At 71.3% G+C, this 19,620-nt stretch carries 20 protein-coding genes and 1 pseudogene; 9 read left to right on the top strand and 12 right to left on the bottom strand.

Translation table 11 applies throughout. From position 1 onward, the window contains the following. Positions 1-59 precede the first annotated feature (59 nt). The 5 genes and pseudogenes from ACLJQE_RS10950 to ACLJQE_RS10930 all read right to left on the bottom strand — a co-directional run. Positions 60-1,292, bottom strand: a pseudogene (locus ACLJQE_RS10950) (family 43 glycosylhydrolase); the annotation flags it as partial. A gap of 237 nt (positions 1,293-1,529) precedes the next feature. Then, positions 1,530-2,663: an alpha/beta hydrolase gene (locus ACLJQE_RS10945; protein ID WP_410639032.1), complete on the bottom strand. Its 1,134-nt coding sequence runs from the start codon at positions 2,661-2,663 to the stop codon at positions 1,530-1,532. 109 nt (positions 2,664-2,772) lie between these two features. Beyond that, positions 2,773-3,324 carry a snapalysin family zinc-dependent metalloprotease gene (locus tag ACLJQE_RS10940; RefSeq protein WP_410639031.1) on the bottom strand — a complete coding sequence of 184 codons (552 nt, stop codon included), beginning with the start codon at positions 3,322-3,324 and terminating at the stop codon, positions 2,773-2,775. 170 nt (positions 3,325-3,494) lie between these two features. Continuing rightward, positions 3,495-4,052 (bottom strand): TetR/AcrR family transcriptional regulator, encoded by a 558-nt coding sequence (locus ACLJQE_RS10935; protein WP_410639030.1) that lies wholly within the window; start codon positions 4,050-4,052, stop codon positions 3,495-3,497. Positions 4,053-4,054: 2 nt separating this feature from the next. Continuing rightward, entirely contained in the window at positions 4,055-5,545 is a 1,491-nt protein-coding gene (locus tag ACLJQE_RS10930; protein ID WP_410639029.1) for an MFS transporter, read from the bottom strand. An 83-nt stretch (positions 5,546-5,628) separates the two neighbouring features. Here ACLJQE_RS10930 and ACLJQE_RS10925 point away from each other — a divergent pair, with 83 nt between their 5' ends. Next, entirely contained in the window at positions 5,629-5,859 is a 231-nt protein-coding gene (locus ACLJQE_RS10925; protein WP_410639028.1) for a hypothetical protein, read from the top strand. On the opposite strand, the gene ACLJQE_RS10920 is transcribed toward ACLJQE_RS10925, so the two are convergent. Next, positions 5,856-6,098 carry a helix-turn-helix domain-containing protein gene (locus ACLJQE_RS10920; protein ID WP_410639027.1) on the bottom strand — a complete coding sequence of 81 codons (243 nt, stop codon included), beginning with the start codon at positions 6,096-6,098 and terminating at the stop codon, positions 5,856-5,858. The genes ACLJQE_RS10925 and ACLJQE_RS10920 overlap by 4 nt on opposite strands. A 136-nt stretch (positions 6,099-6,234) precedes the next feature. Between ACLJQE_RS10920 and ACLJQE_RS10915 the strand changes: the two genes are divergently transcribed. Beyond that, positions 6,235-7,659: an APC family permease gene (locus ACLJQE_RS10915; RefSeq protein ID WP_410639026.1), complete on the top strand. Its 1,425-nt coding sequence runs from the start codon at positions 6,235-6,237 to the stop codon at positions 7,657-7,659. Next, positions 7,656-8,564 (top strand): ROK family protein, encoded by a 909-nt coding sequence (locus ACLJQE_RS10910; RefSeq protein WP_410639025.1) that lies wholly within the window; start codon positions 7,656-7,658, stop codon positions 8,562-8,564. The genes ACLJQE_RS10915 and ACLJQE_RS10910 overlap by 4 nt, the downstream gene beginning before the upstream one ends. 55 nt (positions 8,565-8,619) lie before the next feature. Here the strand turns inward: ACLJQE_RS10910 and ACLJQE_RS10905 are convergent, their stop codons facing one another. Together ACLJQE_RS10905 and ACLJQE_RS10900 are read right to left on the bottom strand one after the other, a co-directional pair. Further along, positions 8,620-9,828 (bottom strand): MFS transporter, encoded by a 1,209-nt coding sequence (locus ACLJQE_RS10905; RefSeq protein WP_410639024.1) that lies wholly within the window; start codon positions 9,826-9,828, stop codon positions 8,620-8,622. 81 nt (positions 9,829-9,909) lie between these two features. Then, positions 9,910-10,905: a LacI family DNA-binding transcriptional regulator gene (locus ACLJQE_RS10900; protein WP_410639023.1), complete on the bottom strand. Its 996-nt coding sequence runs from the start codon at positions 10,903-10,905 to the stop codon at positions 9,910-9,912. A 128-nt stretch (positions 10,906-11,033) separates the two neighbouring features. On the opposite strand from ACLJQE_RS10900, the gene ACLJQE_RS10895 reads away from it, so the two are divergent. Genes ACLJQE_RS10895 through ACLJQE_RS10885 form a run of 3 tightly spaced genes read left to right on the top strand, consistent with a single transcriptional unit; the run spans position 11,034 to position 14,682 of the window. After that, positions 11,034-12,695 (top strand): peptide-N4-asparagine amidase, encoded by a 1,662-nt coding sequence (locus tag ACLJQE_RS10895; RefSeq protein ID WP_410639180.1) that lies wholly within the window; start codon positions 11,034-11,036, stop codon positions 12,693-12,695. Positions 12,696-12,706: 11 nt separating this feature from the next. Next, positions 12,707-13,351 (top strand): class I SAM-dependent DNA methyltransferase, encoded by a 645-nt coding sequence (locus tag ACLJQE_RS10890; RefSeq protein ID WP_410639022.1) that lies wholly within the window; start codon positions 12,707-12,709, stop codon positions 13,349-13,351. Between the two features lie 53 nt (positions 13,352-13,404). After that, the gene (locus tag ACLJQE_RS10885; protein ID WP_410639021.1) at positions 13,405-14,682 is read left to right on the top strand and encodes a cytochrome P450; all 1,278 of its coding nucleotides are present in this window, start codon (positions 13,405-13,407) and stop codon (positions 14,680-14,682) included. 2 nt (positions 14,683-14,684) lie between these two features. On the opposite strand, the gene ACLJQE_RS10880 is transcribed toward ACLJQE_RS10885, so the two are convergent. Both ACLJQE_RS10880 and ACLJQE_RS10875 read right to left on the bottom strand, forming a co-directional pair. Continuing rightward, complete coding sequence (locus ACLJQE_RS10880; protein ID WP_410639020.1) at positions 14,685-15,311, bottom strand: alpha-ketoglutarate-dependent dioxygenase AlkB; 627 nt, start codon at positions 15,309-15,311, stop codon at positions 14,685-14,687. A gap of 75 nt (positions 15,312-15,386) precedes the next feature. Further along, positions 15,387-15,962 carry a dihydrofolate reductase family protein gene (locus tag ACLJQE_RS10875; protein ID WP_410639019.1) on the bottom strand — a complete coding sequence of 192 codons (576 nt, stop codon included), beginning with the start codon at positions 15,960-15,962 and terminating at the stop codon, positions 15,387-15,389. A gap of 218 nt (positions 15,963-16,180) precedes the next feature. Between ACLJQE_RS10875 and ACLJQE_RS10870 the strand changes: the two genes are divergently transcribed. After that, positions 16,181-16,783: a hypothetical protein gene (locus tag ACLJQE_RS10870; RefSeq protein ID WP_410639018.1), complete on the top strand. Its 603-nt coding sequence runs from the start codon at positions 16,181-16,183 to the stop codon at positions 16,781-16,783. 19 nt (positions 16,784-16,802) lie between these two features. Here ACLJQE_RS10870 and ACLJQE_RS10865 read toward each other — a convergent pair whose 3' ends face one another. Together ACLJQE_RS10865 and ACLJQE_RS10860 are read right to left on the bottom strand one after the other, a co-directional pair. After that, the gene (locus ACLJQE_RS10865) at positions 16,803-17,738 is read right to left on the bottom strand and encodes an RluA family pseudouridine synthase (protein WP_410639017.1); all 936 of its coding nucleotides are present in this window, start codon (positions 17,736-17,738) and stop codon (positions 16,803-16,805) included. Positions 17,739-17,771: 33 nt separating this feature from the next. Then, a complete protein-coding gene (locus ACLJQE_RS10860) occupies positions 17,772-18,164 on the bottom strand; it encodes a DUF5313 domain-containing protein (protein ID WP_410639016.1) in 393 nt (130 codons plus the stop codon). A gap of 70 nt (positions 18,165-18,234) precedes the next feature. On the opposite strand from ACLJQE_RS10860, the gene ACLJQE_RS10855 reads away from it, so the two are divergent. Continuing rightward, on the top strand, positions 18,235-18,672 hold the full coding sequence (locus ACLJQE_RS10855) for a MarR family winged helix-turn-helix transcriptional regulator (RefSeq protein ID WP_410639015.1): 438 nt from the start codon (positions 18,235-18,237) through the stop codon (positions 18,670-18,672). A 53-nt stretch (positions 18,673-18,725) separates the two neighbouring features. Next, positions 18,726-19,607, top strand: a complete 882-nt coding sequence (locus tag ACLJQE_RS10850) for a TIGR03854 family LLM class F420-dependent oxidoreductase (protein WP_410639014.1) — start codon at positions 18,726-18,728, stop codon at positions 19,605-19,607. The last annotated feature ends 13 nt before the right edge of the window (positions 19,608-19,620 follow it).

Genomic DNA, 19,620 nt, shown 5'->3' with positions numbered 1-19,620 from the left:
GGCGTCCCGTCCGCGTTCCAGGTGAACTTCTGGGCGCGGGTGGTGCGGTTCATGTCGCAGCCGCCGTTCGCGGAGCTGTTGGCGTGGTAGACGATCCAGTCCTCGGTGCCGTCGGGGGACTTGAAGAACCCGTTGTGGCCAGGGCCGAACACCGAGTTCGTGTTGCTGCGCTGGAAGACCGGCTGCGCCGACTTGACCCACGACGACTGCTGCAGCGGGTCGCCGCCGTTGTAGGTCAGGATGCCGAGCTTGTAGTCGGGAGTGGAGCAGTGACTGGCGGAGAACACGATGAACGTCTTCCCGTTGCGTTGCAGCACTTCGGCGCCTTCGTTGACCGCGCCGCCCACGGTTTCCCAGCTGTGGTTCGGGCTGGACAGGACGTGCCGCGTCCCGCTCGCCGTCCACGGGTTGGACAGGGGACGGATGAAGTTGGGCTGGGCGCCGTTGTAGAACGTGCCCAGCAGGTACAGCTTGCCGTTCAGCTGCAGGATGCTCGGGTCCAGCTCCCAGGTGTTGTCCTGCGTGGGATCGAGCAGGTCGGCCTTGAAGCTGTAGGGGCCCATCGGGTCGGTGCCGGCGCTCTCGAGCACGTGGATGCGCTGGGTCCCGAGGTCGTAGGGTTCCCGGCCGGCCACGTAGTACAGGTACCAGCGCGGCCCGTTCGGTCCGGTGAGCAGGTGGAATTCGGGTGCCCACATCGTCCCCGCACCGTTGGGCCGGGTGAGGGTGAACAGGAGCGTCTCCGGCGCGGAAGCCAGCCCGCCGAGCGTGCGGGACTTCCGCATGGTGATCGTCGAGTTCCACGTCGTCGTGGCGAGGTAGTAGTAGCCGTTGTGGTACTGCAGCCACGGGTCGGGCCCGTGCTGGCTCAGCGGGTTGGTGAAGGTGGCCGCGCTCGTCCCGGCGGCGATCCGCCAGATCCCGCTCGCCGCCGTCGTGCACGGCAGCTGCACGAGTCCGGCACCGCTCGCCGCGGGGGCGAGGCACTTCCCGGAACCGGCCGAGACGACGGTGAACGTGTTCGTGCCGGTGGCCTGCAGGCGGAATTGCTGGTTCGTGCCGGAATGGCAGGCGTATTGGATGACGGTCGCGTTGTCGGCGGTGGACGCGCCGAAGATGTCGACGCAGCTGCCCGCGGTCATCGTCGCGATGGTGTAGACGTCGCTGCTGTTCTGGTGAGGGGTGAAGGTGAAACTCTGATTCGCCGCGGAAGAACAACCGCGCTGGACGAGCTGCACCGCACTCGAACCGTCGGGCACCTCGGCGCAGTTTCCGCTGCCCTGGTTCACCATCGTGCTGCTGAACGTGGTGGCCGCCCGCGCGGGTGCCGCCACGAAGAGGCCGGTCAGCAGAATTGCCGCCGCCAGCCAGGGTGATCGCCGCATCGTGTCCTCGCATCATCGAACGGAAGGAGAGGAACCCGGAGCCTGCGACCTTACGCCGGAAATGGCGACGCGAACAGAGAAAAAGGCAACAGAACAGCCGATTCCCGTTTCGGGGAACCGGCTATTCTCCGCTGCGTGACGGAATCAGCCTCGCGTGAGGTATCGGCCGAAGAATGCGCTGAGTGCCGCCCGTTGGGTGGCGAGGCTCCGCTCCGGGGCCACGGTTCCGACGAACGGCGCGATCGACGCCGGGTCGAGGCCGAGCCGGGGGAGGAGCACCTGGTAGTCGGTGTAGCTGAAGTGTTCGCCGTCCGGCAGGTGCTGCGTGCGCACCGGGCCGCGCTGGTGGGCGAGGAACTCCTGCCACGACGGGTCGGAGGCCGCGCTGTGGTCGCCCGCGCTGAGCAGCAGGAACGGCTGGTCGAGGCCTTCGTCGGCAACGCGGCCGAACTGACGGGCCGACTGGGAGTACGCCATGCTGCCGTCGAGGTCGGCCCCGGCGTCGAGGCGGGTGTCGGAGACCATCGTTTCGCCGGTGGTGAAGCCGCCCGCGGAGTGACCGAACATGCCGATGCGGGAGACGTCCGGGGTCAGCCCGGCCGGGAGTGCGCGGCCTTCGGCGTCCGGATTGCCGCCGCGGGCCAGGGTTTCCAGCGCGTCGAGGACGAACCGGGTGTCCGCCACGCGCGTGGCGATCAGCTGCCGTCCGGCGTCGGGGCCCGATGGGAGCACCCGCCGTTCGACGCGGCCGCCGGGGAACTCCACCGCCGCGGGCTCGTGCGTGTGGTCGATCGCCACCGTCACGTAGCCCTCGCCGGCGAGCTGCTCCAGCTGCGCGGTGCCGACCGAGCGCGGGTACTTGGCGCTCGGCGAGTAGAGCACGACCGGCCGCCGCCCGCCGGCCGCGGGAACGCCGGCGCGGGCGTGCGTGGGGAAGGTGTAGTCGAGCCGGTCGGCGGTGATGCCGAGCGTCCGCGCGTCGTCCTCGGCGATCAGCCTGGCGGCTTCCGGCGCCAGGTAGGGAGTTTTCGGGCCGGTGGCGGAGCGCGCGGGGTACCGGACGGTCACCATGAGCTCCCGGGTCGTCCCGGCGACCCAGGGATCCGGCCGCGCGTGGTCGACGAGGTGCAGGTCGACGCTGCCGACGGCGTACGGCCCGGTGGGCGCGGGCAACGCGAGCCGGGTGGCCGCGGCCGCGGAGGCGGGCAGTGCGGTCAGCGGGGTCAGCGCGGTCAGGAGAAGGACGCCGGCAATCCCGGCGACAAGGGGTTTTCGCATGCTTCGACCGTATTGACGGCCGTGGTGGGGCACATCGGGATGATCACCGAGATCGACCCGGTCAGGGCTGTGGCCCGGGCACCGGGCCCGGGCCACAGCTGCGTGGGACTCAGAAGCCGTAAACGGTTTCGTACACCCGCTGCTCGCTGGTCGCGACGAGCCCGTTGGCCCACAGCTGGTTGACCCGGGCGCGCTCGGTCGCGTTGGGGACCGCGTTCGTGCAGGACGGGCCGGGGCCGCCACCCGACATCAGCTCGGAGCACGGGCCCGAGTAGTGGTCGGGCAGCCCGAGGGCGTGCCCGGTCTCGTGCGCCGCGATGCGGGTCGGGTTGTACTGGCGGGCCTGGGTGTAGTCGATGAAGATGGTGCCGCTGCCGTGCCCGTTGGTCGAGGCGTAGGAACCACGGGGGTCGTTGCCCTCGGTGAAGCGCAGGCTCGCGCCGGAGTTGCGCTCGACGAGCCGGACGTTGGTGACGCTGCGGTTCCAGTTGGCGGCACCGGCGTTGATCACCGAGCGGAACGTCGGTGCGCTGGAGGTGCTGTAGTAGACCGTGGTGACGGCGGCTTCCTGCTCGGTGGCGGCCGACGCGGTCCCCGCGGCGAGCGGGGTCAAGGTCAGGGCGAGCGCAACAGCGCCGGCCAGTGCGAACTTCCTCGACATCGGAAGACTCCTCGTGGGGGACGGGGATTTGCCGGATTTGCGCGCGCTGTCGAGAATTTACCCGCAAGACACCTTCATGGGAGCCGACTAACGTAGGGCCGGAATCTGGTGATTTCCCAATACCGAAGTCGGGTTGACAACCGCCGGTTCGGGCTGTGCGACGGCTGAGGTCAGGCGGTCCGGGTCAGGGCGAGGAGCTGCTGCTCCAGCTTCCGCGCCGCTGCCACGTCGATGCCCACACCCCACAGCGGCGCCGTGCTCGCGCCGTCGGCAGCCGCGACCACCAGGGTGACGACGTCGTCGGGGAGGCCGTCGCCGTGGAGTTCGCGCTCCCACCGCTCCGCGTCCGCGCGGGCGAGCCCGGCGATCTCGGGGATCGAGATCAGCTGGGCGATCAGGGCGATGTTCTCGCGGATCGCCACCTCGTCGTAGGAGGTGTCCAGCGACGCCCGGACGTACGCGCGGGTCAGCCGGCCCGGGGCGGTGTCGGCCGGGTCGAGTGCGGCCAGCACCTCGGTGCGGAACGTGTCCAGCAGGTCCTGCGCCAGCGTGCGCACCAGCGCGTCCTTGGCGGGGAAGTGGTACAGCAGCCCGCCCTTCGACACGCCGGCCGCCCGGGCGATGTCGTCGAGGGAGGCCGAAACGCCGCGGGTGCGGATGACCGTCGCGGCGGCGTCGAGCAGGGCGCGGCGCGTCTCTTCCGGGCTGCGCCCGGCCTTGCGAGGCATGGTCAGTCCTTTCCGGACGGAATGGTACGCCAGGCGACCAGCGCGGCGACGGCGGTGACGGCGGCCGCCACGAGGGACGTCACCTGCATGGCGCCGGTGAAGGCTTCGCGGGCGGCGCCGGCGAGGTCCGATCCCGGGTCCAGCACGCTGACGGCGCCGGCGAGGGAGTCCCGGACCGCACCCGGAAGCGGGCCGGCCGGCAGGGACGCGCGATAGACCAGGTTCACCACCGAACCGAGGATCGCGATGCCCAGCGCCGCCCCGAGTTCGTAGGCGGTCTCGGAGATCGCCGACGCCGAGCCCGCCTTGTCCCGCGGGACGGCGGACAGTACCGAGTCGACGGTCAGCGTCAGCGCCAGCCCGACGCCGAGCCCGACCGGGACGAGCGTCAGGCCCAGCCACCAGTACTGCGGTGCCCGTTCGGCGACCGCGACCAGCGCGAGGCCCAGCGCGGCGACGGCGAGCCCGGCCGCGACGGCCCGGCCCCGTCCGAGCCGTCCGGCGACCACGCCGACGGCGGCCACGACGGCGATCGAGGCGAGCGTCGCCGGCATCTCCGCGAACCCCGCCTGCAGCGGCGAGAAGCCGCGGACGAGCTGCAGGTACTGCGAGAAGAAGAACAGCAGGCCCATCAGCGCGAAGACCGCGATGAAGTTCGCCAGCACCGCGCCGCTGAAGGCGCCGTGGCGGAACAGCGTGACGTCGATCAGGGGAGCCGCGGCCCGCCGCTGGCGGCGGACGAACAGGACACCGGCAGCGAGCCCGAGCAGGGCGGCGAACCCCACCTGGACGTCGAGGCCCGCGCTGACGGCGTGCTTGACCGCGTAGACCAGCGGGACGATCGCCGCCAGCGACAGCCCGGCCGAAAGCAGGTCGAACCGGCCCGGGTCCGGATCGCGCGACTCCGGCAGCAGCCAGGCGCCGGCGATCAGGAAGACGACGACGATCGGCACGTTGATCAGGAACACCGAGCCCCACCAGTAGTGCTCCAGCAGCATCCCGCCGACCAGCGGGCCCAGCGCGATGCCCCCGCCGGACCCGGCCGACCAGATGGCGATGGCCCGGGTGCGCTCGCGCGGGTCGGCGAACAGCGTCCGGATGAGCGACAGCGTCGAGGGCATGATCGTCGCGCCCGCGACACCGAGCAGCAGCCGCGCGACGACGAGCACACCGGCGCTGGGGGAGAAGGCGGCCAGCGCGGAGGCGATCCCGAACGCCGCGGTGCCGATGAGCAGCACCTTCTTGCGCCCGAAGCGGTCGGCGAGGTTCCCGGCCGTGACGAGCAGCCCGGCCAGCGCCAGGGAGTAGACGTCCCCGATCCACAGGATTTCGGTGGCGGTGGGCGCGAGTTCGCGGGTCAGTGACGGCACGGCCAGGTACAGCACGGTCCCGTCGACCGCGAGCAGCAGCACGGCGCCGACGAGGACGCCCAGCGCGGCCCAGCGGCGCCGGGGGCTCAACGGCCGGGCGGAAGCCGGCAGGGTGGCGGTCATGGACTTCACTATACCGTCTGGACGGTACAGTAACGCTGGTGAGGCGCCTCACAGGTAAGCTGGAGACAGCGAAAGGGGTGGACGTGACGGCCGAAGAACTGATCATCGAGTTCGCCTTGACGCGCCTGGACCACCCGGATCTCGACTTCGAGGAGATCGCCGCCCTCGTCGTCCGCCGCGGCGGGCCGGAGCGGGAGCTGGAGTTCGCCTCCCGCAACCTCGCCGACCGCGGCGAACTACGCGGCGCTCCGTTCCCGACGGCGGTGGAGTACGTGCTACGCGTGGTGCTGACGCTGCGGGGACCGTCGGACTAGTCCACTATGGACGTAAGTCCGCCCGTCGGGGCTTCGCCCTGGGCCGGGGCTTCGCCACCCGGACCCCCGAAAAGCCGTCTGCGCCCAGTGGTCCGGACCAGTCCGTGCTGCTCCAGGTCGAGCGGGGCCTGGCCCACCGTGGGTTTCGACAGCCCGGTGTCGGCCGCGATCCGGGGCCGCGTCGCTTCGCCGTGCGCGCGCAGCCGGTCGAGCACCAGGCGCTGGTTCGGTGCCCGCACGTTCGCCGGCGTCCCGACCTGCGGCCCGGTTCGTCCCCCGCGTCCTCCTGAGTTGCCGCGAGTTTACCCGCGGACCCTTCCGGGCCCGGTCGTTCTATGTTAAGAAACTTTACTAACTACAAGTCGGAGGCACGCCGTGAGCTCACCCCCTCGTTCCGGGGAACCGCCCGCCCTGGAGCGCAAGATCGGGCCACTGCAGGCCACCGCGATCAACATGACCCAGATGTGCGGCATCGGCCCGTTCGTCACGATCCCCGCGATGGTCGCCACCATGGGCGGCCCGCAGGCGATGTTCGGCTGGGTCATCGGGGCGATCGTCGCGCTGGCCGACGGGCTCATCTGGGCCGAACTCGGCGCGGCGATGCCGGGTGCCGGCGGCACGTACCTCTACCTGCGCGAAGCGTTCCAATACCGCAGCGGACGCCTGATGCCGTTCCTGTTCGTCTGGAGCGCGGTGCTGTTCATCCCGCTGATCATGTCGACCGGCATCATCGGCCTGGTCCAGTACCTCGGCTACCTGATCCCCGGCGTGACCGACGACGCGGGCACGACGCCGCTGGGCAAGATCATCGGCGTCGGCATCACCGTCGTCATCGTCGCCGCGCTGTTCCGCAAGATCGGCCAGATCGGCAAACTCACCACGGTGTTGTTCGTGGTCATGCTGATCGCGGTGCTCACCACGGTCGTCGCCGCGTACACGCACTTCAGCGGCGCGCAGGCGTTCGCCTTCACCCCGGGCGCGTTCAGTTCGGCGGGGGCGGGCACGTTCTGGGGCGGCCTCGGCGCCGGCCTGATCATCGCCATCTACGACTACCTCGGCTACAACACGACCGCCTACCTCGGCGGCGAGGTCCGCACCCCGGGCCGGACCCTCCCGCGGTCGATCCTCTTCTCGATCCTCGGGATCATGAGCCTCTACTTCCTGCTGCAGGTCGGCGTGCTCGGCTCGGTTCCCCTCGAGGAGCTGAAGACCGCCACCTCGGTGGCCTCGACCGTGCTCGAACAGGCGTGGGGCACCGCCACGGCGAAGGTCGTCACGGTCTTCATCGTCGTCGCGGCGATCGGCTCGGTGTTCGCCGGGCTGCTCGGCGGCTCCCGCGTGCCGTTCGAAGCCGCGCGGGACAAGGTGTTCCTGCCGGTGTTCGGCAAGCTGCACCCGAAGCTCCACCTGCCCACCGCCGGCGTGCTCACCATGGGCGCGATCACGATCATCGGCTCGCTGTTCACCCTGACCGACGTCATCAACGCCGCCGTGGCCACGCTGGTCGTCATCCAGTCGCTGGCGCAGGTCGCGGCCATCGTGACGCTGCGCCGCCGCCAGCCGGACCTCAGGCGGCCCTACCGCCAGTGGCTGTACCCGGTGCCGACGCTCATCGCCCTGGTCGGCTGGGTCTACCTCTACGTCTCCGCGACCTGGCTCTCGATCGGGCTGTCACTGGGCTGGATCGCGGTGGGCGCGATCGCCTACCTCGTCTACGCCAAGGCGGAGCGGACCTGGCCCTTCGGTCCCAAGGAGATCAAGGAAGCCTTCGCCGCCGAAGAGGAAGGGGCGCACGCGTGAGCGGGGATCGGATTCTCGGGATCGACTTCGGCGGCACGAAGGTGGCGCTGGGGCTCGCCGATCGCGACGGCACCCTGCTGGCGACCCGCCGGCTGGACACCGACGCGCAGGCGGGGGCCGGGCAGGTGGTGGTGCGCGCGCTCGCCGCGGCCAAGGCCCTCCTGGACGGCGAAGGCGCGGTGGCCGCCCGCATCGGCGTCGTCAGCCCGGGGATCGTGCTGCCGGACCGCATCCTGCTCGCGCCGAACGTGCCGGGGTGGGAGCAGCTGCACCTGCGGGCCCTGGTGGCCGCCGAGTTCCCCGGCGTGCCGATCGAAGTCGGCACGGACGCGAAGGCGGCGGCGCTCGCGGAGTGGCGGTGGGGCGCACTGAACGGGGCCGACCCCGCGGTCTTCCTCTCCCTGGGCACCGGCATCGCGGCGGCGGTGCTGATCGGCGGCCGGGTGCTGACCGGCGCCAACGGAGCTGCCGGCGAGATCGGGTACAACCTGCTCTCGCCGCAGGACACCGAGGGTTTCGCGAGCGGAGCGGCGCCGCTCGAGGAAGCCGCCGGTGGGCGTGGGCTGGGCGGCCGGGCGAGCGAACTGCTCGGCCGCCCGGTCACCGCCGAAGAGCTGTTCGCGCTGGCCAAGGAGAACGTCGAGGCCAAGGAGCTGGTGACGGCCGCGCTCGACGAGCTGTCGATGCACGTGGCCAACCTGGCGATCGCCCTGGACCCGGAGCGCATCGCGGTCGGCGGCGGGCTCGTGCGGTCGGCGGACGTGCTGCTGCCGGCACTGGCGGACCGCCTCGCGCACGCGGTGCCGTTCCCGCCCCGGCTGGTGGCGGCCCGCTTCGACCAGGACGCGGCGCTGCTGGGCGCGGTGGCGCTGGCACTGGGCAGTGACCAATCCGGCCAGACGTAGGCCGACCCCCACGCGGCACGTAACCGTTGCCACCAAGTCACCCGGCGGCAGCGTTTCAAGCTCGGGCGGCGGCGAGTTCCTCGGTCCGCCGGAACGCCGCGGGGGAGAGCTGGAACCACACGAGGACCGCGCTGACCGCCTGGATGGCCGCGGCCACCACCCAGACCGCGCGCAGGTTCCAGTGCGCCGCGACCAGGCCGCCGGTCAGCGCGCCCAGCGGCGTCAGGCCCCAGGCCAGTGCCCGGTGGCCGGTGAGCACCCGGCCCAGCAGCGGCGCCGGCGTGAAGCGCTGGCGGCTGGACTGCGAGCAGACGTTCCAGATCAGCACGGACGCCGTCAGGGACACCAGCACGGCGCCCACCAGCGGCGGCCACGGCGGGACGAGCGCGATCAGCAGCGTCGCCACGGCGCCGAAGCTCTGCGCGAACCGCATCGACCACGAGTAGCCGAGCCGGTCCACCACCTTCTGCACCACGAACGACGACGCGATCCAGCCGACGGCGAGGCAGGCGAGCAGCAGGCCGTAGCCGACCGGGCCGACGTGCAGGACCTGCGTCGCGTAGAGCACGAACATCGAGTTGCCGGCACTCGCGGCGAACGAGCCGAGGGCGACGTTGATCGTGATCGACCGCAGCAGCGGCGTCCGGACGAGGTGCCGCAGCCCGCCGGAGAGGTCCCGCAGCGGGTGTGTCGTGGCCGCCACGACGGACGGCGACGGGATCCGGCGGGCCAGGACGAGCGCGACGAGCGCGCAGGCCGCGGCCAGCCAGGCGGGCGCGCCGGTGCCGGTCGCGATCAGGAACCCGGTCAGCGGCGGCACGACGAACTGCACGACGCCCCGGTCGATCACCACGAGCCGGGCGTTGGCGTGGGCCAGCCGATCGGGACCGACGAGTTCGGGTACCAGCGCGCCGCTGGCGCCGTCCCCGAGCACCTGCGCCGAGGTGACGACGAAGGCGACCACCAGCAGCACGGGCAGGCCGAGCAGGCCGGCGGAGGCGACGGCGGCGAGCACGACCGCGGCCGCGATCTGCACGGCGTAGGCCCACGCCAGCACGGTCGTCCGGCGCACCCGGTCGATGAGCACCCCGGCGAACAGGGAGAGCAGCAGCCACGGCGCCTGCCCGGCGATGTTGACCAGCGACACCTCGCGCGGATCGGTGGTGACGGACACCGCGAGCAGCGGAATGGCCGCCAGCATCAGGCCTTCGGCGGACGAACCGGACACCGCGACGGCCTGCAGCCGCACCCACCTGGACGCCATGATCACGAGCTTGCCGAACGGTTCGGTGAATTCCAAACGATTTGGCGGGCGGCCACGTGAGCTGTGTTCTCGCCGCGGGGGTCAGCGGCGCACCCGGGTCGATTCGCGGACGACCAGCTCCGGGGTGAAGACCACGGCCTGCCGTTCCGGTTTTGCGTCCGACGTTTCCGCCAGCAGCAGTTCCGCGGCCGTGCGGCCGAGGCGGCGGGCCGGCTGGCGGACCGACGTCAGCGGGACCGCCGCGGCGCCGGCGAACTCGATGTCGTCGTAGCCGACGATCGCCATCTCGTCCGGGACGCGGACGCCCGCGCCGACCATCGCCTGCAGCACGCCCAGTGCGAGGAGGTCGTTCGCGCAGAACACCGCCGTCGGCCGCGGGCTCGCCCCGAGCAGGCGCGCCCCGGCGTCGCGGCCCGAGGAGACGTCGAGGCCGATCGCCTCCAGCACGGTCAGTTCCGCTCCGGAGCCGGCCAGTGCGTTGCGCACCCCCTGCTCGCGGTCGCGGCACTGGGTGAGGATGGCGGGGCCGTTGACGAACGCGATCCGCCGGTGCCCGGTCTCCAGCAGGTGCCGTCCGCCGAGCGCCCCGCCGGCGACGTCGTCGACGGACACGGAACTCGCTTCCGACGCGGGAGCCTTGCGGTCGACCAAGACGTACGGCGTGCCGGTGCGCCGGAAGGCCCGCAGGGCTTCGCCGGAGGTCGCGACCGGGCTCAGCAGTACCCCGCGCACCCGCTGTTCGGCGAACATCGCCAAGTACGACGCTTCCAGTTCGGACCGCTGCCCGCTGTTGCCGGTGATGATGTTGAGGCCCTCGGCGTGCGCGGCCTGCTCGGCTCCGCGGGCGACGTCGACGAAGAAGGGGTTGCCGAGATCGAGGACGAGCAACCCCAGGACGCGGCTGCGTCCGGCCCGCAGCTGCCGCGCGGACTCGTCCCGGACGTAGCCGAGCTCCTCGATGACCGAAAGCACCCGGTTCCGCGTCGCGGCCGCGACGACGTGCGGCCGGTTGACCACATTGGACACCGTGCCGATCGAGACGCCCGCCCGCTTCGCGACGTCCTTGATGCCGACCACCGGACCCCCTCGCTGAGAGGGCGTGAGCCTATCACGTTCTGAAACGTTTCATGAGATTACCGACGTTTGGTCGGATGATCACGCCGCTAGGCTCCAGCCGGGTGGGCCAGCCGCTGGGAGGAGTCCGGGTGCGGATCTTCACGATCGTCCTGTCACTGGTGCTGACGTGGGTGCTCTCCGGGGCGGTCGCTTCGGCTTCGCCGGTGGTGGAAGGCGATGTCGACAATCCCGTCACCGCCGCGCCCGCGGTCAGCCGGCCCGGCACGCCGCACTGCAGCGTCACGCTCGCCGACGGCTTCCGCTCCAACGCCGCCGACGGCAGCCCGCAGTTCTACGAAGGCACCCTCGCTCCGCCGAAAGCCTGTCCCGGGCCGTGGGCGAAGGTCGTCATGGACCAGACCGTCACCGTGAGCGGGCGGCAGTACGACCGGATCGGCGATCTGCGGATCGGCGGGACCGAAGTGTGGTGGGGGACCACCCAGGAGCCCAGCGGCGAAGGCCGCCGCGCGATCACCTACCACTTCGACAAGGACCTCACGGCCTACAGCGCGCTGCTGCGCACCCCGCAGCCCTTCCGCGGCGGTGTCGAGAACTACACCTCGCCGATCTACACCGGCGTCTACGCCCAGACCGTGACGCTCACCTACTACCAGGCCGACCGCAAGCACCCCGCGCCCGAGACACCCGATCACGTCGCCGGGTTCGGGCACGCCGACGCGACGCCCGCCGCGCCCACCGTGCACTTCACCGCACAGGGCCTGCCGCGCAACATCACCCGCGCCTACCTCGAGGTCACGCTGGAAGGCCACGGCTGCGACGAGCAGTGGTTCGACGACGTCCCCGACGACGTGGCCGCGAAGTACCCCGCAGCCGGCCTCTGCGGGAAGGGGCCCTACCGCGAGGCGAACTTCGCGATCGACGGGATCGCCGCCGGGAGCGCGTTCACCTTCCCGCACATCTACTCCGGCGGGATCGTGCCGCAGCTGTGGCGGCCGGTGGTCGCGATCGGCACCTTCAGCCTGCACGCCGAAACCTACGACGTGACACCGTTCGCCGGCCGTCTCGTCGACGGTGGTACCCATGACCTCTCCTTCTCCTTCCCGGACATCGGCGGCGAATTCACCGTCGTCCCGACGCTACTGCTCTACACCGACAAAACCGCCGCGCAGACCTCCGGCGCCCTCACCCAGGACGACGTCGCGGCCGCGCCGGCCCGGCAGACGGCGGTCAAGGACATCTCCGGCGGCGTGAACGTCACCGTCACCGCAAAGCGCCACGACGTCACGGCCGGCTACGTCGACACCTCCGCCGGCCGGGTGTTCACCCGGGTCGAGCGCACCCGCGACTACCGCAACAGCGACGACGTCACCGGCGGCGGCTTCACCCAGCACGTCGTCCAGGCCGACTCGGGGCAGCAGACCTCGGTGTCCACAGTGGACGGCCGGGTGCGCTCGGCGGCCCGGCACACCTGGTCCTACCCGCTGACCACCGACGCGACGGCGAACGTCACCGACGACCAGAACCTGCGCATCTCGGGTTCGGTGGACATGACGAAGACCCTCGGCGACTTCACCGGTGACGGCCGGAACTGGTGGCCGGTGCGCGCGTCGCGGGAGTGGCTGGGCTCCTCGGGCGTGCTGGCCCGCACGAACGGCGTGAACACCGAGGCCGACGGCCGGTCGAAGACGCTGTTCACCGGCTCGGACGACCTCGGGCGGCCGTACTTCCACCACGTCGCGAGCGAGCACGGGCTGATCACCGAGAACCGGGAGCTGCCGCCGCGCCGCTAGGGTGCCGGGTCGTGACCGAACCCTCCTTCGTGGGCCAGACCCGGATCGCCTACGACACCGTCGCCGACTCCTACGCCGAGCAGCTGCGGGACCTGCTGGACGAAAGTCCGTGGGACCGGGCGGTGCTGGGCACGTTCGCCGAACTGGTCGGGGACCGCGGACCGGTCGGTGATCTCGGCTGCGGCCCGGGCCGGTTGACGGGGTACCTGGCCTCGCTCGGGCTCGACGTGTTCGGCGTGGACCTCTCGCCCGGCATGGTCGACGCGGCCCGCCGGGCGCATCCCGGCCTGCGCTTCGAGATCGGTTCGCTGGCCGCCCTCGACCTGGCCGACGGCGCACTGGCCGGAGCGCTGGCGTGGTATTCGCTGATCCACACCCCACCGGAGGAGCTGGCGCCGGTGGTCGCGGAGCTGGCGCGGGTGCTGGCGCCGGGCGGGCGGCTGCTGACGGGGTTCCAGGTCGGCGACGAGCGCCGCCACATCGCCCACGGCTACGGCCACGATGTTTCCCTGGACGCGTACCGGCTGCAGCCGGACTTCGTGGCCGGACTGTGCGCCGCCGCCGGGCTGGTCGTCGAAGCTCGGCTGGTCCGCGAGCCGCAGGGTCCGTACGAGAAGACGCCCCAGGCTTACCTGCTGGCCCGCAAGCCGGGGTGAACCCCGTCTCGCTCCCCGTCACCCGATCGGGCTAGTGCGGTACTGTCGGTCCCATGGGGAGTCTCCGCTCACGGGTCCTGGGCTGGGCCGGCCGACGCTACCTCGCCCGGCAGTCGAAAAAAGGCTTCGACCTCGAGAAGATGTCGGCCATGCTGCCCGATTCGGCGCTGCTGCCGCTGAAGCGGAACGGCCTCGACCCGGTCCCGGACATGGCCGCGCAGCGGAGCGAGGCGCCGATCGGCAAGCTCGACCTGCCGTTCGGGATGAACGCCTGGCTGGTCACCGGCTACGACGAGGCCAAGGCCGTGCTCGGCCGGGCGAACGGTTTCTCCAGCGACTTCGGCAACCTCGTCGGCAACGCCGGCGTGACCGCCGACCAGAACCCGGGCGGTCTCGGCTTCGCGGACCCGCCGGTGCACACGCGGCTGCGGAAGCTGCTCACGCCGGAGTTCACCATGCGACGGCTGAACCGGCTGGCCCCGCGCATCGACGAGATCGTCGCCGAGCAGCTCGACGCGATGGCCGCGGCCGACGGCCCGGTCGACCTGTGGCAGGCGTTCGCGCTGCCGATCCCGTCGCTGACCATCTGCGAACTGCTCGGCGTGTCCTATGAGGACCGCGAGGCCTTCCAGCGGCTGAGCACCGCCCGCTTCGACCTCTTCGGCGGCGCGGGTGCCTCGCTCGGCGCGATGTCGGAGTCGCTGACGTACCTGCTCGACATCGTCAAGAAGCAGCGCGAACAGCCCGGCGACGGCCTGCTCGGCATGCTGATCAAGGAACACGGCGACGAGATCGACGACCGCGAGCTGGCCGGCCTGGCCGACGGCGTGCTCACCGGCGGCCTGGAGACCACGGCGAGCATGCTGGCGCTGGGCGCGCTGGTGCTGCTGCGCGACGAGAAGGCGATGGACGCCGTCCGCGGCGACGACGAGTCCGTGCACCGCTTCGTCGAGGAGCTGCTGCGCTACCTGACCGTGGTGCAGATGGCGTTCCCGCGGTTCGCCAAAGAGGACGTGGAGATCGGCGGCGTGCGCATCGCCGAGGGCGACATCGTGCTGGTGTCGCTGTCGGCGGCGGACCGCGACCCGAAGCTGGGCGCGGACATGGAGACGTTCGACGCGACCCGCGAGCCGACGTCGCACCTGGCGTTCAGCTACGGCATCCACCGCTGCATCGGCGCGGAGCTGGCCCGCATGGAGCTGCGCACGGCGTACCCGGCCCTCATCCGCCGCTTCCCGAACCTGCGGCTCGCGGTGCCCGCCGAGGAGCTGTCGTTCCGCAAGGTGTCCATTGTGTACGGACTGGACGAGCTGCCGGTCCTGGTCGACTGAGTTCAGCGCACCCCGCGCGGCCGGAACTGGATGCTGATCCGCGGCCCGGCCGCCCGGTTCGTCTTCGGGACGGCGTGTTCCCACGTGCGCTGGCACGAGCCGCCCATCACGATGAGGTCGCCGTGGCCGAGTGCGTAGCGGTGTGTCCCGCCGCCGGCGCGGGGACGCAGGGCCAGCTGGCGTGCCGCGCCGACCGAGAGGATCGCGACCATCGTGTCCTCGGTGCTGCCCCGGCCGATCGTGTCGCCGTGCCACGCGACGCTGTCCCGGCCGTCGCGGTAGTAGCACAGGCCCGCCGTGCGGAACGGTTCGCCGAGTTCGCCGGCGTAGTGCTCGCTCAGCGCGGCGCGGGCCTCCGCCAGCACGGGGTGGGGCAGGGGGGCCGCTTCGCCGTAGAAGCACAGCAGGCGCGGGACGTCGACGACACGGTCGTACATCCGGCGCCGCTCCGCCTGCCACGGGACGCCGGTGACGAGGCCGGCGAAGACCTCGTCGGCGCCGGCGAGCCAGCCCGGCTGCACGTCGACCCACGCACCGGCGCCGAGTTCGGTCCGGCGCGGCGCCAGGGCGTGCAGCGTGACAGGACCGGACTCGCCGAACAGCGATGCCTGCAGGGCCGGGGTCGTCATGGGTCCGACCGTACACGATGTTCGAACAGATGTTCTACGTGAAACATCGTGAAATCCGGCCGGCCCCGGCGAGGATCAGCGGGTGACGTCGTAGACCAGCTTCTGGACGCCGTTGCCGTAGGCCTCGCTTTCGACCAGCTTCAGGCTCTGCTTGTCCTTGTCGGTGTCGCTGAACAGCCGCTTGCCGGCGCCGAGCAGGACGGGGAAGAGCAGCAGGTGGTAGCGGTCGATCAAGCCCGCGTCGGCGAGGCCGCGGTTCAGGGTGGCGCTGCCGTTCACGATGATCGGGCCGCCCTCGGTCTCCTTCAACGCCGCGACGTCGTCCAGGGAGCGCAGGATGGTCGTCTCGCCCCAGTTGTCCACCAGGTCCGCCTCGCTGAGCGTGGTCGAGACGACGTACTTCGGCATCGCGTTGTACCCGGCGAACTCCACGGTCATGCCCGGCCACACCGGCGCGAACGCCTGGTAGCTGACCCGGCCCAGCAGTAGCGCCGTGGCTTCCTCCTGCTCGCTGCCCTTGATCGCGTAGGCGGCCGGGTCGAATTCGATGTCCTTGAACGTCCAGCCCGTGTTGCGGTAGCCCGGCTCCCCGCCCGGGGCTTCGACGACGCCGTCGAGCGAAACGAACGAGGTGGAGATCAGGGTGCGCATGGGGTGCTCCTCGGTGGGTCGATCCTGCTTCCACCAGTCTGTCGAACGGGAGAGACCGGATTCGACACGGCACCCGCGGAAAACTTCCGGCACACCGCACGGGCGGAAAGTGGGTCTTGCCCGGCGCGGCCCGGGCTCGTACAGTCACGGTAACGCCGGATAAAGGTCTGGACCTTTATCCGGGCCACCGCCGCCTCGAGTGACACAGGAGGTTGACGGTGCGCAGACTTCACGGTGCGGGCGTGCTCGCGGTGGCGGCACTGGGGCTCGCGGTGCTCACCCCGGCGGCGGACGCCCAGGTCGGAACCGGGCCCTGGACCGCCGAGTCGCCGGGCTACTCCGAGCAGGAGCGGGGCTGCGGAGACATCTCCGGGCTGACCTTCAAGCTCACCTGCTCGACCGGCAGCGGCGACCAGCGCGCGGAACGCCGTTACGCCACCTACAGCGGCGGCACCCACCAGTTCGAGGGCTCCTTCAAGATCACCGGCATGGGTGGCAGCCGGATCAGCCTGAAGCAGACGTTCCGGGACGGCTCCGACGCCGGCCCGTTCTTCATGCTGGCGGTGGAAAAGGGCGGCCGGCTCTACGCCGTGCACGGCGGGAACACCATCGCCACCGGGGCGACCGTGGGCACGAGCGTCCGGGTGAACACGATCAACCAGGTCGGCAGCACCCACAAGGTGTATGTCAACGGCTCGCAGAAGGACTCGGTCTCCAGCCCGGGCGGCAGCTACTACGACAAGTTCGGCAGCTACCGCACGGCCAGCGGCGCGGGGCCGATCACGGTGCAGTGGAGCGGCATCAAGTTCTGGCGCAAGTGACGCAGTGGCGTCCCCGGGTTCACGCCGGGGACGCCGCCCAGGCTTCGGGGTCGTCCCAGGCGGACAGCCGCCGTCCGCTGGTGAACCGGCGGTGCGCCCCGGTCAGCGGGTCGTCGAAGTCGAGGACCTTCGCCAGCAGCTGCAGCGGTTTCGTGAAGTCGCCCAGGGGTTTCTCGCGCAGCACCGGGTAGAAGTCGTCGCCGAGGATCGGGACGCCGAGGCCGCTCAGGTGCACCCTCAGCTGGTGGGTGCGGCCGGTCGAGGGGACCAGCCGGTACCGGCCCCGGCCGTCGCGGTGTTCGAGCAGGTCGACGTAGGTTTCGGCGTTCGGTTCGCCCGGTACCTCCTGGGCGGCCAGCACCCCGCGGTCCTTGACGATCCGGCTCCGGACGGTCCGCGGGAGCGCGAGCGACGGGTCGTACGGCGCGATCGCCTCGTACTCCTTGTGTACCCGGCGGTCGCGGAACAGCGTCTGGTACCTGCCCCGCAGCTCGGGCGTGATGACGAACATGAGGAGCCCCGCGGTGACGCGGTCCAGGCGGTGCGCCGGGGACAGGTGCGGCAGGTCGAGGTCGCGGCGCAGCCGCACGAGTGCGGTCTCCAGGATGTGCTGCCCGCGCGGGATGGTCGCCAGGAAGTGCGGCTTGTCGACGACGAGCAGGTGCTCGTCGCGGTGCACGACGTCGATCGCGAACGGCACCGGCACCTCGTCCGGCAGGTCGCGGTGGAACCAGATGAACGAGCCGGGCGCGTACGGCGTGTCGATGCCGAGCGGACCGTCGGTGCCGTGGATCCGCTCTTCGCGCAGCATCTGTTCGATGCGATCGGGCGCGACGCGGGGCAGCCGGTCGACGAGGTGCGCCAGCAGGGTCGGCCACTCGCCGTCGGGCAGTTTCAGCCGGGCGGGGTCCAGTCCGTGGCGAGGGGGGATCGGCGGGCGGAGCTTGCGTCTCATCGTGCCCCGACAGTAACAACCCTGCCTACGGGGCTAACCCTCCGACGGCGTCCGGTAGCGCGCGAGGTAACGGGCGGTCGCCTCGGCGTTCTTCGCTTCGGCGGCCTCGGCGCGGATGCGGCGGCCGGTGTGGTGCGGGAAGCCCTGGCGGCCGAGCCGGTGCTCGACGCTCTCGTCCATGTACGCGCACGAGTAGAAATACGCGACCAGTGCGGCCATCAGGACCAGCGAGAGCCGCAGCCAGATCGAACCGGGCAGCAGCAGCCAGACGGCGCACAGCGGCACGATGCCGACCGACCGCTGGAGCACGTACCGGGCCCGCCAGTGCTTCGACGTCGCGTCGTGCAACGCCCAGTCGTTGTAGCGCTCGGGGAGCCGCACGCCCACGGCGTACCCGAACCAGCGGAGCGCGTTCGGTCGTTCCATGTTGACGACAGTACACTAATGCTTAGTGTGCTAATCATTAGTGCGATCGACGACACGGTAGGATCGGACCATGATCGACCTGGGTGAGGACCCCCTGAAGCTGGACCGGCAGGTGTGCTTCGCGCTGTCGGTGGCTTCGCGCAGCGTGATCGCGATCTACCGGCCGCTGCTGGAGCCGTACGGCCTGACCCACCCGCAGTACCTGGTGATGCTCGCGTTGTGGGAGCGGTCGCCCCGGTCGGTGAAGGACCTCGGCGCGGCCCTGCGGCACGAACCCGCGACGCTGTCGCCGCTGCTCAAGCGGCTGGAGGCGCTCGGGTACGTGACGCGCAGCCGCAGCCGCTCGGACGAACGACGGCTGACGGTCGAGCTGACCGACGCCGGCCGGGCGCTGCGGGCGGAGGCGGAGAAGATCCCGTACAAGGTGGTCGAGACGCTCGGCATGGACGTTTCCGAGCTGGCAGCCCTGCACGGCGTGCTGACCCGGGTCATCGACGCGACGGCCTGAGGAATTCCCGGCCGCCCGGTGCGTTGCTCCCGGAGAGCCATCCGGGAGGAACCTTGCTGAAGATCAGGCTGGGCGTCGCGCCCGCGGCCGGTACCGGGCCGGCGGAGTTCGCCGGGCTGGCGGCCCGGCTGGAGAACGCCGGCGTCGACTCGCTGTGGCTGTCGGAGCTGGTCCACTCGCCCGAAGTCGACCCGATGATCGGCATGGCCCACGCGCTGGCGCGCACGGCGAAGCTGAAGGTCGGCACCGGCGTCGCGATCCTGCCGGGACGGCACCCCGTGCTGGTCGCCAAGCAGCTGCTCACCCTGGCCGGGCTCGCGCCCAAGCGGGTCCTGCCGGTGTTCGGCCTCCGCCCGGCCCGCGCGGCCGAGACCGGCCTGTTCCCGGTGCCGGACGGCCGCCGCGCCGCCGTGTTCGACGAGTCGCTCGTGCTGCTGCGCCGGCTCCTGGAGGAGGACGAAGTCTCCTTCCACGGCGAGTTCTTCCAGGTCGACGGCGTCCGCCTGGGCCCGCGCCCGGCGAAGCGCCTCGACGTCTGGCTCGGCGGAGCGGCTCCGGCGGCCCTGCGCCGGACGGGCCGCCTCGCGGACGGCTGGCTGGGCAGTTTCCACACGCCGTCCCAGGCCCGCGACGCCCGCATCGCCATCCAGCGGGCCGCGGCGGACGCGGGACGCGAGATCGAGGAGGACCACTTCGGGCTCAGCCTGATGGTGGCGGACCGGGGCATCCCGGACGAACTCGCGGCGGTGGCGGCCCGGCGGCGGCCCGGCGTCCCGCTGACCGATCTGGTGGCGACGAGCTGGCCGGACGCCCGGCGGCTGGTGGAGCAGCACATCGAAGCCGGGCTGTCGAAGTTCGTGATCCGGCCCGGGCACGGCGATTTCGACGGCTTCCTGGACAGGTTCCAGGCGGAACTGGTGCCGCTGCAGAACTAGTGCCGCTGCAGGA

Source organism: Amycolatopsis sp. lyj-346 (genome assembly GCF_046548975.1).
GTDB lineage: Bacteria > Actinomycetota > Actinomycetes > Mycobacteriales > Pseudonocardiaceae > Amycolatopsis.
This window is presented reverse-complemented; position numbering and strand designations above follow the sequence as displayed.